This is a genomic window from Pseudarthrobacter sulfonivorans (assembly GCF_001484605.1).
GTDB classification, from domain to species: domain Bacteria; phylum Actinomycetota; class Actinomycetes; order Actinomycetales; family Micrococcaceae; genus Arthrobacter; species Arthrobacter sulfonivorans_A.
The window spans coordinates 4374124-4394364 of record NZ_CP013747.1 but is presented as its reverse complement, the minus strand read 5'-3'; the positions used below and the strand labels follow the sequence as shown (position 1 = coordinate 4394364).

Here is a 20241-nt window from a genome sequence, read left to right as displayed (position 1 = left end):
ACGCCGGACGCCCGGACGCAGCCTGTGATTCACAGGCTGCGTCCGGGCGCCGTTGTATTGGCTTGCCCTACTGCTTGGTCAGAGCTCCGAGGCCGGAACTCCTACGCCCAGGATGATGGGCGCGTTGGCGGCAACCGGTTTGTCGGCCACAGGAGCCTTGACAGGCTCCGGCGCCTTGGCGGCGTGGGTGTGCCCAGCGGCAGCCGCCGGAGCAGCTTCGTGATGCTCCACGGACGTGGCGTTGGCTGCGCCCTGGGCACGGCTGGCACTCCGGTTCCGCCGGGGACGGCGGGCGCGGGGCTCCTCGGTGTGGTCGGAGTAATCCTTCTCCGCCACAGCTGGCTGCTGCTGGCGGGCAGGTTCTGCCGGCTGGGTTTCAGTTGCCTGGACTGCCGACGGCTTGCTTTCCGCTACAGGTGCCGGCTCGCCAAGGTGCGCGAAGGCCTCCGCGAGGCGATCAAGTGTCAGGGCAGGTGAGTGCGGCTGGTCATCGTGGTGCGCCACGAACGGAAGCACAACCTGCTCGCCGCCGAATGTCAGCACTGCGGCCGGACGGCCGTTGGAGTCCGTTTCGGACCGCTCAGCCGGAGCCGGCACCGCAGCCGCAGGCTGCCGGCCCGCGGCAGCTGATGCGTGAGCCACTTCGTCGTCGTGCAGGTGCGCAGCGTGGGCTGCGGCCGCAATGTTCGCAAGCGCTGCCCGCGTGGCCTCCGCCTTGGCATGTCGCTCGGCATCACTGGCTTCCGGGTGGACCGTGTGGATCTGCACCGGAGCTGCCGGTGCCGTTTCCAGCGGCTGGCCGCCCCGTCCGCGGCGGCGTTTCCGGTCAGTGCGGCCACCCGGCTGGCTGTCCGGGCGCTGGCTGTCAGTGCGCACGCTATCGGTGCGCTGGGTTTCCGGGCGGCTGTCCACACGCTGCACGTGGTGCTCCGCGGCTACGGTGTTGGCGCGGCGGTGTTCCACGGGGTCGTCGTGGGTGACGATCCCGCGGCCTGCACAGGTTTCGCACTGCTCGCCGAAGACTTCCAGGAGCCCGGTGCCCATGCGCTTGCGCGTCATCTGCACGAGGCCCAGCGAGGTCACTTCGGCCACTTGGTGCTTGGTCCGGTCGCGGCCCAGGCATTCCACCATGCGGCGGAGGACCAGGTCGCGGTTGGATTCGAGGACCATGTCGATGAAGTCGATGACGATGATGCCGCCGATGTCGCGGAGCCGGAGCTGCCGGACCACTTCTTCAGCTGCCTCGAGGTTGTTCTTGGTGACGGTTTCCTCGAGGTTGCCGCCGCTGCCGGTGAATTTGCCGGTGTTGACGTCCACCACGGTCATGGCTTCGGTGCGGTCGATGACCAGCGAGCCGCCCGAAGGCAGGAAGACCTTGCGTTCCAGGGCCTTGTGGATCTGCTCATCGATCCGCCACGCAGCGAAGATGTCCTGGTCCTTGGTCCACTTTTCCAGGCGGCCCACGAGGTCCGGGGCAACGTAGGTGACGTAGGCCTCGATGGTGTCCCAGGCCTCTTCACCGGAGACGATCAGCTTGGAGAAGTCCTCGTTGAACACATCACGGACCACCTTGATGGTGAGGTCAGGTTCGCCGTAGAGCAGCTCCGGCGCGAGGATCTTGGTGGACGTGGACTGGCTTTCGATGCCCTCCCACTGGGCCCGCAGCCGGTTGATGTCGTGTGTGAGCTCCTCTTCCGAGGCGCCTTCGGCAGCGGTGCGGACGATGACGCCGGCGTGCTCCGGGAGGCGGTCCTTGAGGATGCGCTTGAGGCGGTTGCGCTCGACGTCGGGCAGTTTGCGGGAGATGCCGGTCATGGAGCCGCCGGGCACGTAGACCAGGTAGCGGCCGGGCAGCGAGATCTGGCTGGTCAGGCGTGCACCCTTGTGGCCCACGGGATCCTTGGTGACCTGGACCAGGACGGTGTCGCCGGACTTGAGCGCGTTTTCGATCCGGCGCTGCTTGCCTTCGAGGTTAACGGCCTCCCAGTTCACTTCACCGGCGTACAGGACGGCGTTGCGGCCGCGTCCGATGTCAACGAACGCCGCTTCCATGGACGGCAGGACGTTCTGCACCTTGCCGAGGTAGACGTTGCCGATCAGGGAGTCCTGCTGGGTCTTGGAGACAAAGTGCTCGGCCAGGACGCCGTCTTCGAGGACGCCGATCTGGATTCTGTCGTCGCGCTGGCGGACGATCATCTGCCGGTCAACTGATTCGCGGCGGGCCAGGAACTCGGCCTCGGTGATGACGGTGCGGCGGCGGCCGGTGTCGCGGGATTCGCGGCGGCGCTGCTTCTTGGCTTCGAGGCGGGTGGAACCCTTGACAGACGTGACGCGGTTGTTGACCGGCGCTTCGGTCGCGGCGCGCGGCGCGCGGACGCGGGTCACCGTGTTGGGCGGGTCGTCGCCTTCTCCTCCGGTCAGTTCCAGATCCTGGTCGCCACGGCGGCGGCGACGACGACGGCGGGACGTCACGCCCTCATCGGCCTGCCCGGCGGATTCCTCATCGGTTTCTTCGGCTGCGCCTTCGTCGCCTTCGTTATCACCGTCAGCATCGCTTTCGCCTGTGCGGCTGCGTCCACGGCGACCACGGCTGCGGCGCCTGCGGCGGCCGTTGGCGTCGTCCGCTTCGCCGTCTTCGGCGTCGTCCTCTTCCGGCTCTTCAACCACGGCAGCAACCGGCGCGGGGCGGACCACGGTGCTGAGGTCGGGGGCCTGGAAAAGCACCGATGTGGTGGCCGCCGGCTCAAGGAACAGTGAACTGAACGGGCTGGCAGTCTCAGCAGCAGCTGGCTCTTCAGCCGGCGCGGCGGCAGCGCTGACCGGGGCAGCGTTGACGGGGGCGACGGCGGCTGCTGCGGGCGCCGCAGCGGCGACCTCCTCTGCTTCCGGGGCCTGCGTTGCTGCAGTTTCAGGGGCTGCCTGCTCCGGAGCTGTCTGTTCTACGGCCGCGGGAGCGACGTCGGGGGCCGAGGTTTTGCGGGTGGCCACGCGGCGGCGGCGGACAGGCTTGGTCTCCGCTGCAGCCTCAGGCGCTGCGGCTTCGGCCGCGTGTTCGACGCCGGCAGTATCTACGGCGGTCTCGGTAACAACGGCGGCAGGTGCTTCCAGAACCTCAGCAGCGAAGGCCGGCAAGGGTTCGGCGGCGACCACCGTCTTACGTGCGCGGGTCCGGCGGACCGGCGTCTTGGGTTCCGGAGCGGTATCCGTCGCAGGCTCAGCTTCGGCGGCGTCATTCACCGGTACGGCCTCTGCGGCCTTCGGCACTGCCTTCCGACGTGTCCGGGTGGCCTTCTTGGGCGCTTCCGTAGCCTCGGCGACGGCTTCATCATTAACGGCTGGTGTTTGTTCGTTTTCCATATGTGGCAACACTCCTGCCCCTGACGTACCGCCACATCCGGCACCCATTGGGGCACATATTGTCAAAACCCGCAGGCGTTGACAGAAGTCAAGTGGATTCTCCCAGGTTCGCACCGGCAGAGGGGTGCGGCAGCCCGTGGGAGCCGTCGGCTGTGTCCTGAAACCCGTTGTTCTAAACGCCACAACCAGGTGCCGACCAATGGAATTGCGGGAAGCCGGATCAGAGAATCCGAAGCCTGCCCTGCTCATCATTGGCGGTCTTGAAACAAGCCACCGGACCGGAGTCCGAATGTGGGTCGGCCTCCAGCCATGTTCATTCTCTCACACCCGGACTGAAAGGCGGCGGAACCACGGGCAACGGATCGGTACCTGGGGGCACTGACTGAATGCTGCTTCCAGTCACCGGCGTTACAATCGGGGCAAGGAGCACCCGAAGCAAAGGACGCCACACACCATGCCCAGCATTTCCTCCCACGGCACCGACACGCCGGCTGCCTCCCCTGCGGCGGAGCCCTTTCCCGCCACGCCCGGGACTGTGCCACCGATGGCACGTAACCGGCCCCTCGGCTGGCTGATGGTCATCACCGGCGCCATCGGCTGGCTGGCCTCGGGAACGCTGGTCCTGGAAAAGCTCGCCGTCCTCGAGGATCCGAATCACGTAACGGCCTGCGACGTTAATCCGTGGATCTCCTGCGGCCAGGTCATGCAGACGTGGCAGAGCTCGGCGTTCGGGTTCCCCAACATGTTTATTGGCATCGTCGCGTTCGCAGTCATCATCACAGTGGGCATGGCCCTGCTCTCCGGCGCCACGTTCGCCCGCTGGTACTGGGCAGGACTCCAGGCCGGTGTGACGCTCGGCTTCGCGTTTGTGGTGTGGCTCTGGTCCCAGGCACTTTACGACATCCATGTCCTGTGCCCGTTCTGCATGATCGTCTGGGCCGCGATGATCCCGCTCTTCGTCTGGGTGACCATCCGCAACGTCGTCCACGGCGTCATCCCCGTCCCGGCAGGTACTGCACGTGTGCTGGGCGAATCGGGCTGGATCATCACGGCGCTGCTGTACGTGGCGGTCATCGCCACCATCTTCTTCGCCTTCATCCAGGTGTTTGTCGGAACCTCGGGGTTCTGACGCGAGCCCCGCACAAAACGCACAGAAGGCGCGAACGGACAAGCGCGAACGGACACTTGAGGCCCCGGTTTCCCGGGGCCTCAAGTGTCCGCTCGCGCTGTGGACTCAAGTGTCCGTTCGCGCAGTTGGCGGGTGGACGTTAGTCCTGGAACCAGATCTTGATTTCGCGCTCGGCCGAGTCCACGGAGTCGGAGCCGTGGACCAGGTTCTGCTGGACCTTCAGGCCCCAGTCGCGGCCGAAGTCGCCACGGATGGTGCCGGGAGCCGCAGTGGTGGGATCGGTGGTGCCGGCCAGGGACCGGAAGCCTTCAATGACGCGGTGGCCTTCGAAGATCGCGGCCACCACCGGTCCGCTGAGCATGAATTCAACGAGGGGCTCGTAGAACGGCTTGCCCACGTGTTCTTCGTAGTGCTGCTCCAGCAGTTCCCGGCTGGCGTCAACCTTCTTCAGTTCGGCGAGGGTGTAACCTTTGGCCTCAATGCGGCCCAGGATGGCGCCGCTGAGGTTGCGGGCAACGCCGTCGGGCTTGATCAGTACCAGCGTGCGCTCAATGGTCATAGCTGCTCCAATGCGTAATGGGTGGTTTCGGGACAATTCTACGAGGCTTCCGGGGTGTCCCCGTGCGACGCGTTCCACTCAGCCTGTTCGCGTTCGCGCTTTGCGGCTTCGGAATCGATCCGGATGCCGGTGCGGATTCCATACCACCAGGCCAGGCCGAACAGCGCGCCAACCAGGAACATCATGGGCTCAACGATGCCGGTAAGGATCAGCACAATCTGCAGGATCCAGCCCAGTCCCACGCCCCAGGGCTTGGACAGCACCGCGCAGGCCAGGATCATCACTACGCTCAGTGCGATGCCGATGCCCAGGATCAGCGCCGGCGGCAACTCGCCGCGCCTGAGTCCAAAGACGGCCAGCGTTGCGAAAAAGACCACAAACGCTTCAAGCAGCAGGACGGTGGAGGCAAACATCACCTTGGTGGACCGGCGCTTCTTGGGCATTCCCGGGCGCCATTCACGCTGGGCTTTGGTCAGCTTGGCCACGGCTAGGCCTCCGTCTTTCCGAGCAGGATCCGGGCTTCCGCCACCAGGGTAATGGACCCCGTGACCAGCACACCGCCGGAGAGGTCGTCATTGGCTTCGGCGCGTTCCACAGCCCATTCCAGGGCGTCATCGAGTTTCTCCGCGATGTGGACGTTGTCTTCCCCGAAGCCCATTTCCACGGCGAGTTCGGCCAGTTCGGCGGCGGGCACTGCCCTCGGCGAGTTGGACTGGGTGAAGCAGTATTCCTCGGCAAGGTCTCCCAGGGACTCCTTGAGCTGGCGCAGGATTTCTTCGGCATCCTTCTCTTTGAGGACTCCCACCACCGGCACAAGCCGGGTGAAGGTGAAGGCCTCCTGGATGGCCTCGGCCGAGACCCTGATGCCATCCGGGTTGTGCGCCGCGTCCACGATGATGGTGGGCGCCGTCCGGACAACCTCAAGGCGGCCCGGGGACGTGACGGACGCGAAGGCTTCCTGCAGCACCTCGGCGTCAAGTTCCTTTTCGCCACCGAAGAAGGCCTCGAGCGCTGCCACCGCCACGGCCGCGTTCTGGGCCTGGTGCGCGCCGTGCAGCGGCAGCAGCAGTTCCGGGTATCGGCCGGCGATGCCCTGGATGCTCACTACCTGGCCGCCCACGGCAACCGTCCGGGACTCGACGCCGAACTCCACGCCTTCAAACCGGAACGGAACTGCCACCTCTTTGGCTTTCTCAAGCAGCACCTGCGCGGCATCAACGGGCTGCGACGCACTGATGAGGTAACCACCGGGCTTGATGATGCCGGCCTTCTCGTAAGCGATGTCCTCGGTAGTGTCGCCCAGCAGGTCGGTGTGGTCCAGGGAAATGGGGGTGACCACGGAAACCAGGCCGTCGCCCACGTTGGTGGCATCGGTGATGCCGCCCAGGCCCACCTCGATCACGGCCACGTTGACCGGCTGGTCCGCGAAGATCGCGAAGCCCAGGATGGTCAGGCACTCGAAGTATGTGAGACGGGGCTCCCCCGCAGCGGTAAGTTCGTCGTCGACGATCTGCAGGTACGGGCGGATCTCGTCCCAGATCCGGACGAACGTTTCGTCAGAGACGGGGTGGCCGTCGATGCTGATCCGCTCGGTGACCTTGGACAGGTGCGGGCTGGTGTAGCGGCCGGTACTCAGGCCGTGCGCGCGCAGCCCGGCCTCGATCATCCGGGCCGTGGAGGTCTTCCCGTTGGTGCCCGTCACATGGATGATCGGGAACGCCTTGTTGGGCTCCCCCAGCACATCCATGGCCCGGAACAGCGGCGCAAGACGCGGCTCCATCTTGTTTTCCGGCGCACGCCCCAGCAGCTCGGCGTAGACACTTTCCACGGAGAATTCGTCAGTCATAGCTCAAGCCTCTACTTTTTCGACGGTAATGCGTGGTTCGCCTGACTCAGCCGGAACTGTGGCCAGCTCCAGGGTCAGGGTTTCGGTCTTGACCAGCTCGGCGTTTGCCAGCAGCGCCTCCAGCACGGTGGGAACGGCCGTGACGGTGGTGCGGATCCGGTCGCTCACATTCAGTGCGGCGTCCTTGCGTGCCTGCTGGATGGCGCGGACCATGTCGCGGGCCGTCCCTTCGGCCTCAAGTTCGGGCGTGACCTCGGTGTTGAGCACCACAAAGCCGCCGCCCGGCAGGACAGCTACCGAAGCCGATCCGCCGTCGGATTCTGCCACCACGGTCTCCAGTGTGTACTCCTGGGTTTCCAGCTCCAGGCCTCCGGCGATGACCACTCCGGCGTCGGAAACCGACCAGTCGCCGGACTTGGCGCCCTTGATGGCCTGCTGGACGTTCTTGCCCAGGCGCGGTCCCGCGGCGCGTGCGTTGACCACGAGCTTCTGCTCGATGCCGAACTCCTCCGGGGAGGCGCTCTCGGCGTCCAGCAGGCGCACGGAGCGCAGGTTCAGTTCATCGGCGACGACGGCGGCGAAGCCTCCCAGCGCATCCGCGCCGGGTGCCACCACGGTCAGTTCCTGCAGCGGCAGCCGCACGCGGAGGTTGGCGGCCTTGCGCAGCGAGGATCCGGTGGAGCAGATCTGCTGCACGCGGTCCATCGCTTCCACCAGCGACGCGTCGGCCGGGAACAGGTCCGCGTCCGGCCAGTCGGCCAGGTGCACGGAGCGTCCGCCGGTGAGGCCGCGCCAGATCTCCTCGGAGACCAGCGGCAGCAGCGACGCGGCCACGCGGGACACGGTCTCCAGCGCGGTGTACAGCGCGTCGAACGCGTCAGCGCTCTCGTCAAAGAAGCGCTGGCGGCTGCGGCGGACGTACCAGTTCGTGAGCATGTCCAGGTAGCTGCGCAGTTCGTCGCACGCACCGGAGATGTCGTAGCTGTCCAGCTGGGCGGTCATGTTGCGGACCAGGTCACCGGTGTTCGCCAGCAGGTACTGGTCCAGGGTGTCGGCGTACCCGTCGTAGCGGAGCTTCGCGTCGTAACCCTTGCCGCCGTCGGCAGCGTTGGTGTACAGCGTGAAGAAGCTGTACACGTTCCACAGGGGCAGGATGACCTGGCGGACGCCGTCGCGGATTCCCTGTTCGGTGACCACCAGGTTGCCGCCGCGCAGGATGGGGCTGGACATCAGGAACCAGCGCATGGCGTCGGAGCCGTCACGGTCCAGGACCTCGGAGACATCCGGGTAGTTGCGCAGGCTCTTGGACATCTTCTGCCCGTCCGAGCCCAGCACAATGCCGTGGCTGATGACGTTTCGGAATGCCGGACGGTCAAACAGCGCCGTGGAGAGGATGTGCAGCATGTAGAACCAGCCACGGGTCTGGCCGATGTACTCCACGATGAAGTCCGCGGGGTTGTGGGTGTCGAACCAGGCTTCGTTCTGGAACGGGTAATGCACCTGGCCGTAGGGCATGGAGCCGGAGTCGAACCAGACGTCCAGGACGTCCTCGACGCGGCGCATCACGGACTGGCCCTCTTCGGGGGTCCGGGGATCGTCCGGGTTGGGGCGGGTCAGTTCATCGATGAACGGGCGGTGCAGGTCAACCTCGCCGGCCTTGTTCAGCGGCAGGCGGCCGAAATCGGCCTCGATCTCGGCCAGCGAACCGTAGACGTCGGTGCGCGGGAATTCCGGGTCGCTGGACTGCCACACCGGGATGGGGCTGCCCCAGTAGCGGTTGCGGCTGATGGACCAGTCGCGGGCGTTGGCCAGCCACTTGCCGAACTGGCCGTCCTTGACGTTGCCGGGGATCCAGTTGATGTCCTGGTTCAGTTCGGACATGCGGTCCTTGAACTTGGTGACCTCGACGTACCAGGAGGACACCGCGCGGTAGATCAGGGGGTTGCGGCAGCGCCAGCAGTGCGGGTAGCTGTGCTCGTAGCTGGCCTGGCGGACCAGGCGGCCCTGGGCCCGCAGCACCTGGGTGATGGGCTTGTTGGCCTCGAAGACCTGAAGGCCCACGATGTCGTGCAGGTCGCCATGGCTGAACAGCGGCAGGAACTTGGCACCTTCGTCCACGGACAGGACCACCGGGATGCCGGCTTCTTCACAGACCTTCTGGTCGTCTTCACCATAGGCGGGCGCCTGATGGACGATGCCGGTGCCGTCGGTTGTTGTGACGTAGTCGGCCACGAGGAAGCGCCAGGCGTTCTGCGTCCCATACTTTTCGTCGTCGCTGAAGTCGTTCCACAGCGGCTGGTAGGCCAGGCCCTCCAGGTCGGCGCCGGTGTGGGTTGACGTCACGGCAGCCTCGGCGGAGTCCGCATCCTCATAGCCCAGGTCCTTGGCGTACGCGGCCAGCAGGTCCGCGGCCAGGAGGAAACTGCCGGTGACGGGCGCGTCCGGCGAAGCGGCCTTGACGCCGTTGGGTCCGGCGGGGAGCACGGCGTAGGTGATGGAAGGCCCGACGGCGAGCGCCAGGTTGGTGGGCAGCGTCCAGGGCGTGGTGGTCCAGGCGAGCGCCTGGACGCCGGCGAGCTGCTTCGACAGCGCCGACTCCCCTGCCGTGATGGGGAACGTCACCGTGACAGTCTGGTCCTGGCGGTTCTTGTAGACGTCGTCGTCCATGCGGAGCTCATGGTTGGACAGCGGCGTCTCGTCCTTCCAGCAGTAGGGCAGCACACGGTAGCCGTTGTACGTCAGGCCTTTTTCGTGCAGCTGCTTGAACGCCCACAGGACCGATTCCATGTATTCGACGTTGAGCGTCTTGTAATCGTTGTCGAAGTCCACCCAGCGGGCCTGGCGGGTGACATAGCTCTTCCACTCATCGGCGTACTTCATCACGGAGGCACGGCAGGCGTCGTTGAACTTATCGATGCCCATGGCCTCGATCTGGGTCTTATCCGTCATGCCCAGCTGCTTCATGGCTTCCAGTTCAGCCGGCAGTCCGTGTGTGTCCCAGCCGAAGCGGCGTTCAACGCGGCGGCCGCGCTGTGTCTGGTAGCGGCCTACGAGGTCCTTGGCGTACCCGGTCAGGAGGTGGCCGTAGTGCGGCAGGCCGTTGGCGAAGGGAGGGCCGTCGTAGAAGACGAATTCGTTGCTGCCGGGCTGCCCGCCGGGGGCGTCGGCGCTTCGCTGGTCGATGCTGGCCTGGAAAGTGCCGTCCTGGTCCCAGTACTTCAGGATGCGCTCTTCGATCTCCGGGAACTTCACGGAGGCGGAGACACCGGCGCCAGCGCCGCTCGAAACTGCAGCCGAAGGGGAAGCTGAGGCTTTGGGGTAATACGTCATTCTCGACATCCTGTGTTGAGCTGGTGAACCACTCAGCCGTTGCTGGATGGTTCCGTTCAGGATGCGAGGACGGCTCGTGTACTGTCCTGGGACTGCACGCTTACCGCGGTACCACCTCACTTACCGGCACTCCACCATGCTCCGGGGGAAGCTTGTTGGTGCGCCGGCCGCTCATTACTGCTGTGACGGGCTTACCCGTCCGGTTCTACCGGCCCTGGCGCGTGCTGATCCTTGCGCCGGGGCGTTCTTCCGGAAGCTCACCGGTGATGGCCGGGTCAAAGCTGATACGACGATGTTACCGGAGAAGTCACTGCGTTTCACTGCACAGCGCGGTCCGCCGGGCAGCGAAACGCAGTGACGGCGGCTGGGCGCCCGGGCCGGTACTAGAAGCCGCGCGGCAGTTTCATCCCGGCAGCAGCCATGACATCGCGGAGCCGGTCCGGGTAGTCAGTGATGATCCCGTCAACGCCGGTGTCGATCAGCGCCCGCATGGTGGGCTGGTCATCGACGGTCCACGGGATGACCTGCATCCCGGCAGCGTGCGCACGCTCCACCATGTCCGCGGTGACGTAGGGGACGTAGCCCGGATCGGTCACTTTGCCGTTCTGCGGTGTGCCGTGCACGGGAGAGACGGCGTCGAAGCCGAGGGAGGACGCTGCAGCGATGAGGTCGCCGCCAAAGTCGTCGGCGTCAATCCCGCCAAGCCACGGCGAGCTGCCCGGCTGCCCGGCCTGGAGGAAGTCCTTGTTGGTCAGGGCCACGGTGCGGATCTGCGGGTCGCGCTGCTGGACGAGGCGCAGGGAGCCCCAGTCGAAGCTCTGGATGGAGACGCGGCTCTGCATCTGGGCGGCGTTGATTTCCCGGAGGGCGACGTCGATGAACTGCTCGCGCGGGGCGGTTTCCGCCGGAGCGCCGGCTTCGACCTTCGTTTCAATGTTGAACTTCACCTGGCTGGCGCGGTGGGCGTCGGCGAGCTCAAAAACCTCGGCCAGAGTCGGCATCTTGGCGCCGGGAGACGCCGTCTGGCCCGGGAACTGCGGCTGGGTGAGCGAACCGCAGTCCAGGCTTCGGACCTGTTCGAAGGTCAGGTCCTTGACGTACTTGCCAACATAGGGGAACTGCGGATCGTTCGGCGTGACCGGCGCGGTATCGAGGCACTTCTTGTTGCTGATCTTGCGGTCGTGCGTGATCACTTCGCGGCCGTCCTTGGTGATCTGGAGGTCAAGTTCCAGGGTGGACACGCCGGTCTCGAGGCCCTTGGCGAAAGACGCCAGGGTGGATTCGACGGTCAGGCCGAGTCCGCCGCGGTGGGCCTGTAGATCAAAATGGTTGTCCGTGCCGTTGGGGTTCGTGTCAGCGGCTTGGGCCTGGACCGAAGTAGTGAGGAGCAGGGCTGCGCTGAGTACGGCAGCGCCAAGCTTCATCGGGGTGCGCATGGGAAGGAATCTCCACTCTGGTGGTGTGCAGTTTGCGCCTGCTACAGTGCCGTCCTGCCGCCAACGTCAGGCCACAGCGGGCTGGCCGGCGTGCGACTGGACGGTAAACGTTGGGCTTCATCGCAAAGCCGATCCAATCAACGGGCGACGCCAGGGCGGCGACTCCTTAGACTCGTGCCATGACAGTCTCCCGGGCGATTTGTTCCGGTCCCTGATGGGCCGTCGTGCACACCACGGCTGGCTGTGGTCTGCTGGCCTGTTTGCGGCACCTGTTGTGATGGTGTCCTGGTTCCGCGCCGTCCCGGCGCCGTGGCCGCCGCTTGTGGTACAGCTAGTGGCCTTTACGCCGTGGCTGGCATTCCTCGCCGCGGCCGCGGTGTTGCTGGCACTGCCCAGCCGGCGTGCCTGGGCTATCCTGCCGGCCGCAATCCTGCTGATCGCACAGGTTACCTGGCTGTTCCCGCCGGAAGTGTTCCTGGCCCGGCAGGGAGGGTATCCCCAGGTCCGGGGGCCGGATGCTCCAGCCGCGGCGAAGCTGACAGTCATGAACCTCAATGCCCGGCTCGGAGGTGCTGATAGCGCCGCCATCGTCCGGCTGGTCCAGGACCACCATGTTGACCTGCTGACCGTCCAGGAGCACAGCCCGGAGTTGGAGAAGCGGCTGGCGCGTGCGGACCTGGGCAGCGTGCTTCCCCACCGCGTGTCCCATCCCCGGAACGGAGCGGCCGGCAGCGCCGTCTACTCGTCTTTCCGGCTCAAGGAGGTGGGACTGGTCCCTGACACAGCCTTCAGTATGCCGGTTGTCCGGCTTGAGACCAGTGACCCGGGCGCCGGCCTGACGGTCATCAATGTGCACACGCACGCGCCCGTGGACATTGCCGTTCATCAATGGCGAAGTGACCTTACAGCTGTGGCCCGGGCAAGCAGCGGAGCCGGTCCTACGCTTCTGGCGGGCGATTTCAACGCGACATATGACCACTGGGAATTCCGCGCGATGCTGGAGGGGGCCGGCGGCGGCCGGAAACTGGTGGATGTTGCAACCGCGTTGGGCAGCCGGCTCATCCCCACCTGGCCGATGCGGGATTACAGCCTTCCCGGCGTGACTCTGGACCATTTGGTGACCAGCCCGGACGTTTCAAGTTCGGGTTACTCGGTCCACCCGGTCAGCGGCACCGACCACGCTGCAGTGATCGCCACCCTGGAGATCCAGCTTCCCTAACGCTTGCGGATCAGCTTGTGGGTGGCCGCCTGCGCAACGGGCCGGATCACGATCTGGTCCAGGTTGACATGGTGCGGCGCGCTGACGGCATAGCGCACCACGTCGGCGACGTCGGCTGCGGTCAGGGGCTTCTCCACGCCCTCGTAAACCTTCTCCGCGGCGTCCTGGTCACCAAAGCGGTTGAGCGCGAACTCTTCGGTGCGGACAAGGCCCGGGGCTACCTCGATGACGCGGATGTTGTGCTCCGCCTCTTCCAGCCGGAGGGCACCGGTCAGTGCGTGCTGGGCAAACTTGGCGGCGTTGTAGCCGCCGCCGCCCTCGTAGGCCACCAGTCCGGCGGTCGACGTCAGGTTCAGGACAGTTCCTTCGCCGGTGGCGCGGAGCATCGGCAGGAACGCCCGGGTGAGCTTCACTGTGCCGAGGACGTTGACCCGGAACATCCACTCCCAGTCCTCGGTGTTGGCCTCGCCCACCAGGTCAGCACCCCGGGCCCCGCCCGCAATGTTGATGAGCGTCCCCACGCCGCCGGCTTCGGTGACGCGGGCAAGGAGCCTGGCGACGTCGTCGTCCTCGGTGATGTCAGCGGGAATTCCGACGGCGCCTGTTTCGGCTTCCAGCGCGGCCAGCCGTTCGGCGCGGCGTGCCACAGCGAATACCGTCCAGCCTTCTTCCCGCAATGCCCGCACGGTCGCCTCGCCGATGCCGGTGCTGGCGCCGGTAACCACCGCCGCCCTGTTCTGGGGTGAATCGCTTTGTGATGCCTGGTTCTGTGCTGTCGCGTTCCGTGATTCCTCAGTCATGGCACCACCCTAACGGCAGAGCAGCTACCGGTGCTTGAGTATGAACTTTCCGCGGTTGTGCCCATGTCCCGCATGCTACGGCAGGCCGCGCCACCGGAACATGAAACAATTGCCAGATGGCTGAAGACACTCAGGGTACAGACACGCCCTCCACCGCCCCTATCAACGTTCCGGACAAGCCCGCCCTTGAGGGGCTGGAAGCTGCCCTCACGCAGCGCTGGCTTGCCGAAGGGACCTACAAGTTCAACCCGGACACCACCCGGGAGCAGGTCTACTCGATCGACACTCCCCCACCCACGGCGTCGGGCTCCCTGCACGTGGGGCACATGTTCTCCTTCACGCAGACGGACGTGCTGGCCCGCTACCAGCGCATGATCGGCAAGAACGTGTTCTATCCGATGGGTTGGGATGACAACGGCCTGCCCACCGAGCGCCGCGTCCAGAACTACTACGGCGTGCGCTGCGATCCGGCCATCCCGTACGACGCCGGCTACCGTGCTCCGGCCGAGCCCGCCAAGAACCAGCGCGACTTCGACGTCGTCTCGCGCCGGAACTTCATCGAGCTGTGCGAAGAACTGGCAGTGGAGGACGAGAAGGTCTTCGAAAGCCTGTTCCAGCAGCTCGGACTTTCCGTGGACTGGCAGCTGACGTACCGGACCATCGATGACGCCTCCCGCGAAGTCTCCCAGCGCGCCTTCCTGGCCAACCTGGCAGCCGGCGACGCGTACATGGCCGAAGCGCCAACCCTCTGGGACATCACCTTCCGCACGGCCGTGGCCCAGGCGGAACTCGAAGACCGCGAAGTTGCCGGCGCGTACTACCGCTACCCGTTCTTCACTGAAGACGGCGAAAAGATCTATGTCGAGACCACCCGTCCCGAACTGCTGGCAGCCTGCGCCGCCCTCGTTGCAAACCCCGACGACGAGCGGTACCAGCCGCTGTTCGGCAAGATGGTCACGTCCCCGGTCTTCGGTGTTGAGGTTGAGGTCAAGGCCCACCCGCTGGCCAAGGCGGACAAGGGCTCCGGCATCGCCATGGTGTGCACGTTCGGTGACCTCACCGACGTCACCTGGTGGCGGGAACTCCAGCTGCCCACCCGTGCCATCGTTGGCCGGGACGGCCGCATCGTCGGCGAAACCCCGGACTGGATCACCACCGATGCAGGGCGCACCGCGTACGAAGCCATTGCCGGCAAGACCATCTTCAGCGCCAAGGAAGCAGTGGTGGAGCTCCTGGCCGCCGAAGATCTGATCGACGGCGAACCGAAGAAGATCATGCACCCGGTGAACTTCTACGAAAAGGGCGACAAGCCCCTCGAGGTTGTCACCTCACGCCAGTGGTACTACCGCAACGGCGGCCGCGACGAAGAGCGCCGCGCCCGCCTGATCGCGCGCGGCCACGAGATCGACTTCCACCCGGCCTTTATGCGGTCCCGCTTCGAGAACTGGATCTCCGGGCTGAACGGCGACTGGCTCGTGTCCCGCCAGCGCTTCTTCGGTGTGCCCATCCCCGTCTGGTATCCGCTGGACGCCGAGGGCAACCCGCGGTACGACGCCCCGATCGTGCCCCTGGACGAGCAGCTGCCGGTTGACCCCGCGGCCGATGCCGCACCGGGTTACGACGAAGCCCAGCGCGGCGTTCCCGGTGGCTTCGCCGGCGACGCCGACATCCTGGATACGTGGGCCACGTCTTCGCTGACCCCGCAGATTGTGGGCGGCTGGAGCCGGGACGAGGACCTCTTCGCCAAGGTCTTCCCGTTTGACCTGCGCCCCCAGGGCCACGACATCATCCGCACCTGGCTGTTCTCCTCGGTAGTCCAGGCTGATGCGCTGCAGCACGCCGCGCCGTGGAAGCATGCCGCCATCTCCGGCTGGATCCTGGACCCGGACCGGAAGAAGATGTCCAAGTCCAAGGGCAACGTGGTGGTTCCCACCGATGTTTTGGACGAATTCGGCTCCGACGCCGTCCGCTACTGGGCCACGTCCGCCAAGCTCGGCGCGGATACGGCGTACGAGATCGCGCAGATGAAGATCGGCCGCCGCCTTGCCATCAAGCTGCTGAACGCCTCAAAGTTCGTCCTGAACCTGGGCGCGACGGAGAATTCCGTGGTCTCCACCGATCTCTCGGTCCTGACCAACCCGTTGGACCGGGCGGTGCTGGCCCAGCTGGCCGAGGTGGTGCGCCAGTCCACCAAGGCGTTCGAGAACTACGACTACGCCCGGGCCCTGCAGATCACCGAGAGCTTCTTCTGGCAGTTCACGGACGATTATGTGGAGCTCATCAAGGACCGCGCCTACGGTGCCGCCGGCGACGCTGAGCAGGCCTCCGTGCTGGCAGCACTCGCCACCAGCCTGGACACGCTGCTGCGCCTGTTCGCCCCGTTCCTGCCCTTCGCCACCGAAGAGGTCTGGGGCTGGTGGCGCAACGGCTCCGTACACCGTGCACAGTGGCCCACCGCAGTGGACGTGGACGGCGACACCACCCTGCTTGCCACCGTTGGCACGGCCCTGAGCGGTGTCCGCAAGGCAAAGTCCGAGGCCAAGGTCAAGCAGCGCACCGAGGTCCTCTCCGCCACCATCACGGCGTCGGAATCCCTGACCACGCAGCTGAAGGCCGGACTTGGCGACCTGAAGGCAGCCTCGAACGCCCGCGAACTGACCCTCGTGGCAGGCGACGGCGAACTGACCGTCAGCGACGTTGTGCTGGCCGCTCCGGAGGAACAGCCCAAGGCCTGACCTGTTTTTGGGCAAAGGGGAAGCCCCATCAGCGTTTTGCCGTTGGTGGGGCTTCGACTTTTCGGCCATCCTGGTGACGTCTTTGATGGTCTGGCAGGATCCTTGGATCTTCAGGTCTTCCTACCTCGTCACTGGTAGCTTGTATCTGACTTTGCCGATGGCTGCGTCGGATACATATCACTGAATCTTTGGTTCCTGCGTCCCGCTTCTTTCGAAGTGGGTAAGAACCATTGTTGTCCCGACGGTTTGGATGCGCAAGAGCCCCGGAAGAATTACATCAGAGTAGTTCGTCCGGGGCTCTTGCTGTCTGCGTCAGTTGAATTCGGGACGTTCGCTGCGGCTGCGCTTAATCTCGAAGAAGTGCGGGTACGAGGCGAGTGTGACGGTGGCATCCCACAGCCGGCCCGCCTGCTCGCCGCGCGGGATGCGGGTCAGCACGGGGCCGAAGAAAGCAGTTCCGTTGAAGGCAACAACCGGCGTGCCAACGTCCTGGCCCACCAGCGAGATGCCCTCCTCGTGACTGGCCCTCAGCTGGGTGTCAAAGGCGTCCGTGGCGGCAACGTCTGCCAGGCCGGCCGGGAGTCCGCACTCCGCCAGTGCCTTGCTGATGACAACGCCGAAGTCCTTCTCCCCGCCAAGGTGGATCAGTGTGCCCATGGCGTCGTAAAGCGGCTTCACCACGTGGTCGCCGTGCTGCTCCTGGGCCGCGATGATGACCCGGACCGGGCCCCATGCCTTGTCCATGCCTTCGCGGTACGCGGGTTCCAGGTCCCGGCCTTCGTTCAGGACAGAGAGGCTCATTACATGCCACACGGTTTTGATGTCGCGGACAGCCTCAACCTCGCCGATCCAGCGTGAGGTGATCCAGGCGAACGGGCACAGCGGATCAAACCAGAAGTCGGCCTGGTTGATGGTTGTTTCAGTCATGCGTGAGTCCTCTGTTCCTGGGCATGCGGGGATGGAAGGCGGAAGTGTCAGGCGGGGTGGCGGACGTGTCAGGCGGACTTGCGTCGCTTGGTCACGTGCGGAATGAGGGTTGGCTCGGCCTTGCTGAGGACAACGTCAGCGGTGATGACCACGCTGGCCACGTCTTCGCGGCTGGGGAGGTCGAACATGACCGGGAGCAGCACTTCCTCCATGATGGCGCGCAGGCCACGGGCACCGGTACCACGCTCCAGGGCCTGGTCGGCAATGGCATTGAGGGCGTCGTCATCGAAGACGAGTTCCACGCCGTCGATCTGGAACATCTTCTGGTACTGCTTGACCAGCGCGTTCTTCGGCGTGGAGAGGATCTGGATGAGGGCGTCGCGGTCCAGGCTGGAGACCGTGGTGATCACGGGCAGGCGGCCGATGAATTCCGGGATCAGACCGAACTTCAGGAGGTCCTCGGGCATCACTTCGCCGTAGGAGTCCACCTTGTTGCTGGCATCGTTGAGTGGGGCGCCGAAGCCAATGCCTTTGCGTCCGGAACGCGAACCGATGATCTCTTCCAGCCCGGCAAAGGCGCCCGCCACGATAAACAGCACGTTGGTGGTGTCGATCTGGATGAATTCCTGGTGGGGGTGCTTGCGTCCGCCCTGGGGCGGGACGGAGGCTACGGTTCCTTCGAGGATCTTCAGGAGGGCCTGCTGCACGCCCTCACCGGACACGTCCCGGGTGATGGAGGGATTCTCGCTCTTGCGCGAAATCTTGTCGATTTCGTCGATGTAGATGATGCCCTGTTCGGCCTTTTTGACGTCGTAATCCGCTGACTGGATGAGCTTGAGGAGGATGTTCTCCACGTCTTCACCCACATAGCCGGCTTCGGTGAGTGCCGTGGCGTCGGCAACAGCAAACGGAACATTCAACCGCCGCGCCAGTGTCTGGGCCAGGTAGGTTTTGCCGCAGCCGGTGGGGCCGATCAGGAGGATGTTGGACTTGGCGATTTCGACGTCGTCGTGGTGGCCGCCCTCGGCGAGGCTGCCGCTCTTGGGGGCGTGGCCGGCCTGGATCCGCTTGTAATGGTTGTAGACGGCGACGGCGAGGGAACGCTTGGCGGGTTCCTGGCCGATGACGTATTCCTGCAGGAAGTCGAAGATCTCGCGGGGCTTGGGCAGCTCGAAGCTTCCCAGATCGGCGACTTCCGCGAGCTCTTCCTCAATGATCTCGTTGCAGAGCTCAATGCATTCGTCGCAGATGTAGACACCGGGCCCGGCAATGAGCTTGCGCACCTGCTTCTGGCTCTTTCCGCAGAAAGAACACTTCAGCAGATCCGTGCTCTCGCCAATCCGAGCCATATGTGAACCCCTTTAGTATCTTGCTGCCAGGCAGCTGTGCACCGTTGCTGGAATCGTGGCGGGCCTGGGAGGACCGGCCGTGACATCTTCCACTCTAGGTCACAATTGCGTCCAAGGGTGGAAAGCGAAGGCCGGTGCGGCCCAAATTACTGGACCGCACCGGCCGTCGAAGAGGCTGGCTACCTGGTGATTGCCTGCGGCTTCATCTTGCGGGAATCAAGCACCTGGTCAATGAGGCCGTAATCCAGGGCCTCGGCGGCGGTCAGGATCTTGTCACGCTCAATGTCGTTGTTGACCTGCTCCGGGGTGCGGCCCGAGTGGTGAGCCAGCGTGTCCTCAAGCCAAGCGCGCATCCGCATAACTTCCGCGGCCTGGATCTCCAGGTCCGAGGCCTGTCCACCTTGGCCGCCGGAGAGGGCCGGCTGGTGGATCAGGACACGGGCGTTGGGCAGGGCTAGGCGCTTGCCCGGGGTGCCGGCTGCGAGGATCACGGCGGCGGCGCTGGCGGCCTGGCCGAGGCAGACGGTCTGGATCTCCGGCCGGATGTACGTCATGGTGTCGTAGATCGCGGTCATGGCCGTGAAGGAACCGCCCGGGGAGTTGATGTAGAGAGTGATGTCGCGGTCCGGGTCGGTGGACTCGAGCACCAGCAGCTGGGCCATGACGTCATCAGCGGAGGCGTCATCGATCTGGACGCCGAGGAAGATGATGCGGTCCTCGAACAGCTTCGTGTAGGGGTCCTGGCGCTTGAAGCCGTAAGGCGTGCGCTCTTCGAACTGGGGAAGGACGTAGCGGCTGGTCGGAAGATTACCGGCAGTCGATCCGAAGTTGTAAGTCATTTTTGTTGCTCCTGATCTAAGTGTTCTAAGTGCCGGGTTACTTCTCGGAGGCTGACTCGCCGGAGGTGGCGTTGGCGGTTCCGCCGCCGCCTGAGACGGAACCGGCGTGGGCCGCGATCTTGTCGAAGAAGCCGTATTCGAGGGCTTCAGGCGCGGTGAACCACTTGTCACGGTCGTTGTCCTTGAGGATGGTATCCACGGACTGGCCGGTCTGATCCGCGGTCAGTTCGGCCATGACCTTCTTCATATGCAGGATCAGCTCTGCCTGGATCTTAATGTCCGAGGCCGTGCCGCCGATGCCGCCGGAGGGCTGGTGCATCAGGACCCGGGCGTTGGGGGTGGCGTAGCGCTTGCCCTTGGTGCCTGAGGAGAGCAGGAACTGGCCCATGGAGGCTGCCAGGCCGGTGGCGACTGTGACGACGTCGTTCGGGATGAACTGCATGGTGTCATAGATGGCCATGCCCGCGGTCACGGAGCCGCCGGGAGAGTTGATGTAGAGGTAGATGTCCTTTTCCGGGTTCTCGGCGGACAGGAGCAGCAGCTGCGAGCAGATGGCGTTGGCGTTGTCGTCACGCACCTCGGAGCCCAGCCAGATGATGCGCTCCTTCAGGAGGCGGTTGTAGATGTAGTTGTCCTGGCCGGCCGGATCTACAGTCGCCATCCGGGGGGCCTCTGCGTGCTGTGACATGTGTACTTACCTCTCGCTGGTGACGGT

14 protein-coding genes are annotated in these 20241 nt (G+C 65.2%); 3 read left to right on the top strand and 11 right to left on the bottom strand.

Features of this window, described 5'->3' with window-relative positions; all coding sequences use genetic code 11:
• Positions 1 to 78: 78 nt before the first annotated feature.
• Positions 79 to 3357 carry an Rne/Rng family ribonuclease gene (locus tag AU252_RS20015; RefSeq protein ID WP_058932213.1) on the bottom strand — a complete coding sequence of 1093 codons (3279 nt, stop codon included), beginning with the start codon at positions 3355 to 3357 and terminating at the stop codon, positions 79 to 81.
• Positions 3358 to 3811: 454 nt separating this feature from the next.
• Here AU252_RS20015 and AU252_RS20010 point away from each other — a divergent pair, with 454 nt between their 5' ends.
• The gene (locus tag AU252_RS20010) at positions 3812 to 4486 is read left to right on the top strand and encodes a vitamin K epoxide reductase family protein (RefSeq protein ID WP_058932212.1); all 675 of its coding nucleotides are present in this window, start codon (positions 3812 to 3814) and stop codon (positions 4484 to 4486) included.
• A gap of 139 nt (positions 4487 to 4625) precedes the next feature.
• On the opposite strand, the gene ndk is transcribed toward AU252_RS20010, so the two are convergent.
• The 5 genes from ndk to AU252_RS19985 form a co-directional block, all read right to left on the bottom strand.
• A complete protein-coding gene (gene ndk / locus AU252_RS20005) occupies positions 4626 to 5045 on the bottom strand; it encodes a nucleoside-diphosphate kinase (RefSeq protein ID WP_058932211.1) in 420 nt (139 codons plus the stop codon).
• Between the two features lie 38 nt (positions 5046 to 5083).
• The gene (locus AU252_RS20000) at positions 5084 to 5530 is read right to left on the bottom strand and encodes a DUF4233 domain-containing protein (protein ID WP_058932210.1); all 447 of its coding nucleotides are present in this window, start codon (positions 5528 to 5530) and stop codon (positions 5084 to 5086) included.
• A gap of 2 nt (positions 5531 to 5532) precedes the next feature.
• The gene (locus tag AU252_RS19995; protein WP_058932209.1) at positions 5533 to 6891 is read right to left on the bottom strand and encodes a bifunctional folylpolyglutamate synthase/dihydrofolate synthase; all 1359 of its coding nucleotides are present in this window, start codon (positions 6889 to 6891) and stop codon (positions 5533 to 5535) included.
• Between the two features lie 3 nt (positions 6892 to 6894).
• A complete protein-coding gene (ileS, locus tag AU252_RS19990) occupies positions 6895 to 10221 on the bottom strand; it encodes an isoleucine--tRNA ligase (protein ID WP_058932208.1) in 3327 nt (1108 codons plus the stop codon).
• A 383-nt stretch (positions 10222 to 10604) separates the two neighbouring features.
• Positions 10605 to 11657 (bottom strand): glycerophosphodiester phosphodiesterase, encoded by a 1053-nt coding sequence (locus AU252_RS19985; RefSeq protein WP_083510487.1) that lies wholly within the window; start codon positions 11655 to 11657, stop codon positions 10605 to 10607.
• A 214-nt stretch (positions 11658 to 11871) separates the two neighbouring features.
• Here AU252_RS19985 and AU252_RS19980 point away from each other — a divergent pair, with 214 nt between their 5' ends.
• On the top strand, positions 11872 to 12876 hold the full coding sequence (locus AU252_RS19980; RefSeq protein ID WP_058932207.1) for an endonuclease/exonuclease/phosphatase family protein: 1005 nt from the start codon (positions 11872 to 11874) through the stop codon (positions 12874 to 12876).
• Here AU252_RS19980 and AU252_RS19975 read toward each other — a convergent pair.
• A complete protein-coding gene (locus AU252_RS19975; protein WP_058932206.1) occupies positions 12873 to 13676 on the bottom strand; it encodes an SDR family oxidoreductase in 804 nt (267 codons plus the stop codon). The two genes, AU252_RS19980 and AU252_RS19975, sit on opposite strands and share 4 nt — an antisense overlap.
• A 116-nt stretch (positions 13677 to 13792) precedes the next feature.
• On the opposite strand from AU252_RS19975, the gene valS reads away from it, so the two are divergent.
• Positions 13793 to 16411, top strand: coding sequence for a valine--tRNA ligase (gene valS, locus AU252_RS19970; RefSeq protein WP_058932205.1), 2619 nt, complete (start codon positions 13793 to 13795; stop codon positions 16409 to 16411).
• Positions 16412 to 16723: 312 nt separating this feature from the next.
• Here the strand turns inward: valS and AU252_RS19965 are convergent, their stop codons facing one another.
• From AU252_RS19965 to AU252_RS19950, 4 genes are all read right to left on the bottom strand, one after another.
• A complete protein-coding gene (locus tag AU252_RS19965) occupies positions 16724 to 17338 on the bottom strand; it encodes a hypothetical protein (protein ID WP_058932204.1) in 615 nt (204 codons plus the stop codon).
• Between the two features lie 68 nt (positions 17339 to 17406).
• Positions 17407 to 18687 carry an ATP-dependent Clp protease ATP-binding subunit ClpX gene (gene clpX, locus AU252_RS19960; protein ID WP_056340575.1) on the bottom strand — a complete coding sequence of 427 codons (1281 nt, stop codon included), beginning with the start codon at positions 18685 to 18687 and terminating at the stop codon, positions 17407 to 17409.
• Positions 18688 to 18866: 179 nt separating this feature from the next.
• On the bottom strand, positions 18867 to 19526 hold the full coding sequence (locus AU252_RS19955; RefSeq protein ID WP_056340578.1) for an ATP-dependent Clp protease proteolytic subunit: 660 nt from the start codon (positions 19524 to 19526) through the stop codon (positions 18867 to 18869).
• A 37-nt stretch (positions 19527 to 19563) separates the two neighbouring features.
• Complete coding sequence (locus AU252_RS19950; protein ID WP_058933073.1) at positions 19564 to 20187, bottom strand: ATP-dependent Clp protease proteolytic subunit; 624 nt, start codon at positions 20185 to 20187, stop codon at positions 19564 to 19566.
• Positions 20188 to 20241: the final 54 nt, after the last annotated feature.

What these genes read in the sequence shown, in the direction of transcription:
- valS (WP_058932205.1), top strand. Translation starts at nt 13,793, where the DNA reads ATGGCTGAAGACACTCAGGGTACAGACACGCCCTCCACCGCCCCTATC.
- AU252_RS20010 (WP_058932212.1), top strand. Translation starts at nt 3,812, where the DNA reads ATGCCCAGCATTTCCTCCCACGGCACCGACACGCCGGCTGCCTCCCCT.
- AU252_RS19975 (WP_058932206.1), bottom strand. Translation starts at nt 13,676, where the DNA reads ATGACTGAGGAATCACGGAACGCGACAGCACAGAACCAGGCATCACAA.
- AU252_RS19980 (WP_058932207.1), top strand. Translation starts at nt 11,872, where the DNA reads ATGGGCCGTCGTGCACACCACGGCTGGCTGTGGTCTGCTGGCCTGTTT.
- AU252_RS20015 (WP_058932213.1), bottom strand. Translation starts at nt 3,357, where the DNA reads ATGGAAAACGAACAAACACCAGCCGTTAATGATGAAGCCGTCGCCGAG.
- ndk (WP_058932211.1), bottom strand. Translation starts at nt 5,045, where the DNA reads ATGACCATTGAGCGCACGCTGGTACTGATCAAGCCCGACGGCGTTGCC.
- AU252_RS19965 (WP_058932204.1), bottom strand. Translation starts at nt 17,338, where the DNA reads ATGACTGAAACAACCATCAACCAGGCCGACTTCTGGTTTGATCCGCTG.
- ileS (WP_058932208.1), bottom strand. Translation starts at nt 10,221, where the DNA reads ATGACGTATTACCCCAAAGCCTCAGCTTCCCCTTCGGCTGCAGTTTCG.
- AU252_RS19995 (WP_058932209.1), bottom strand. Translation starts at nt 6,891, where the DNA reads ATGACTGACGAATTCTCCGTGGAAAGTGTCTACGCCGAGCTGCTGGGG.
- AU252_RS19985 (WP_083510487.1), bottom strand. Translation starts at nt 11,657, where the DNA reads ATGCGCACCCCGATGAAGCTTGGCGCTGCCGTACTCAGCGCAGCCCTG.
- AU252_RS19950 (WP_058933073.1), bottom strand. Translation starts at nt 20,187, where the DNA reads ATGGCGACTGTAGATCCGGCCGGCCAGGACAACTACATCTACAACCGC.
- AU252_RS19955 (WP_056340578.1), bottom strand. Translation starts at nt 19,526, where the DNA reads ATGACTTACAACTTCGGATCGACTGCCGGTAATCTTCCGACCAGCCGC.
- clpX (WP_056340575.1), bottom strand. Translation starts at nt 18,687, where the DNA reads ATGGCTCGGATTGGCGAGAGCACGGATCTGCTGAAGTGTTCTTTCTGC.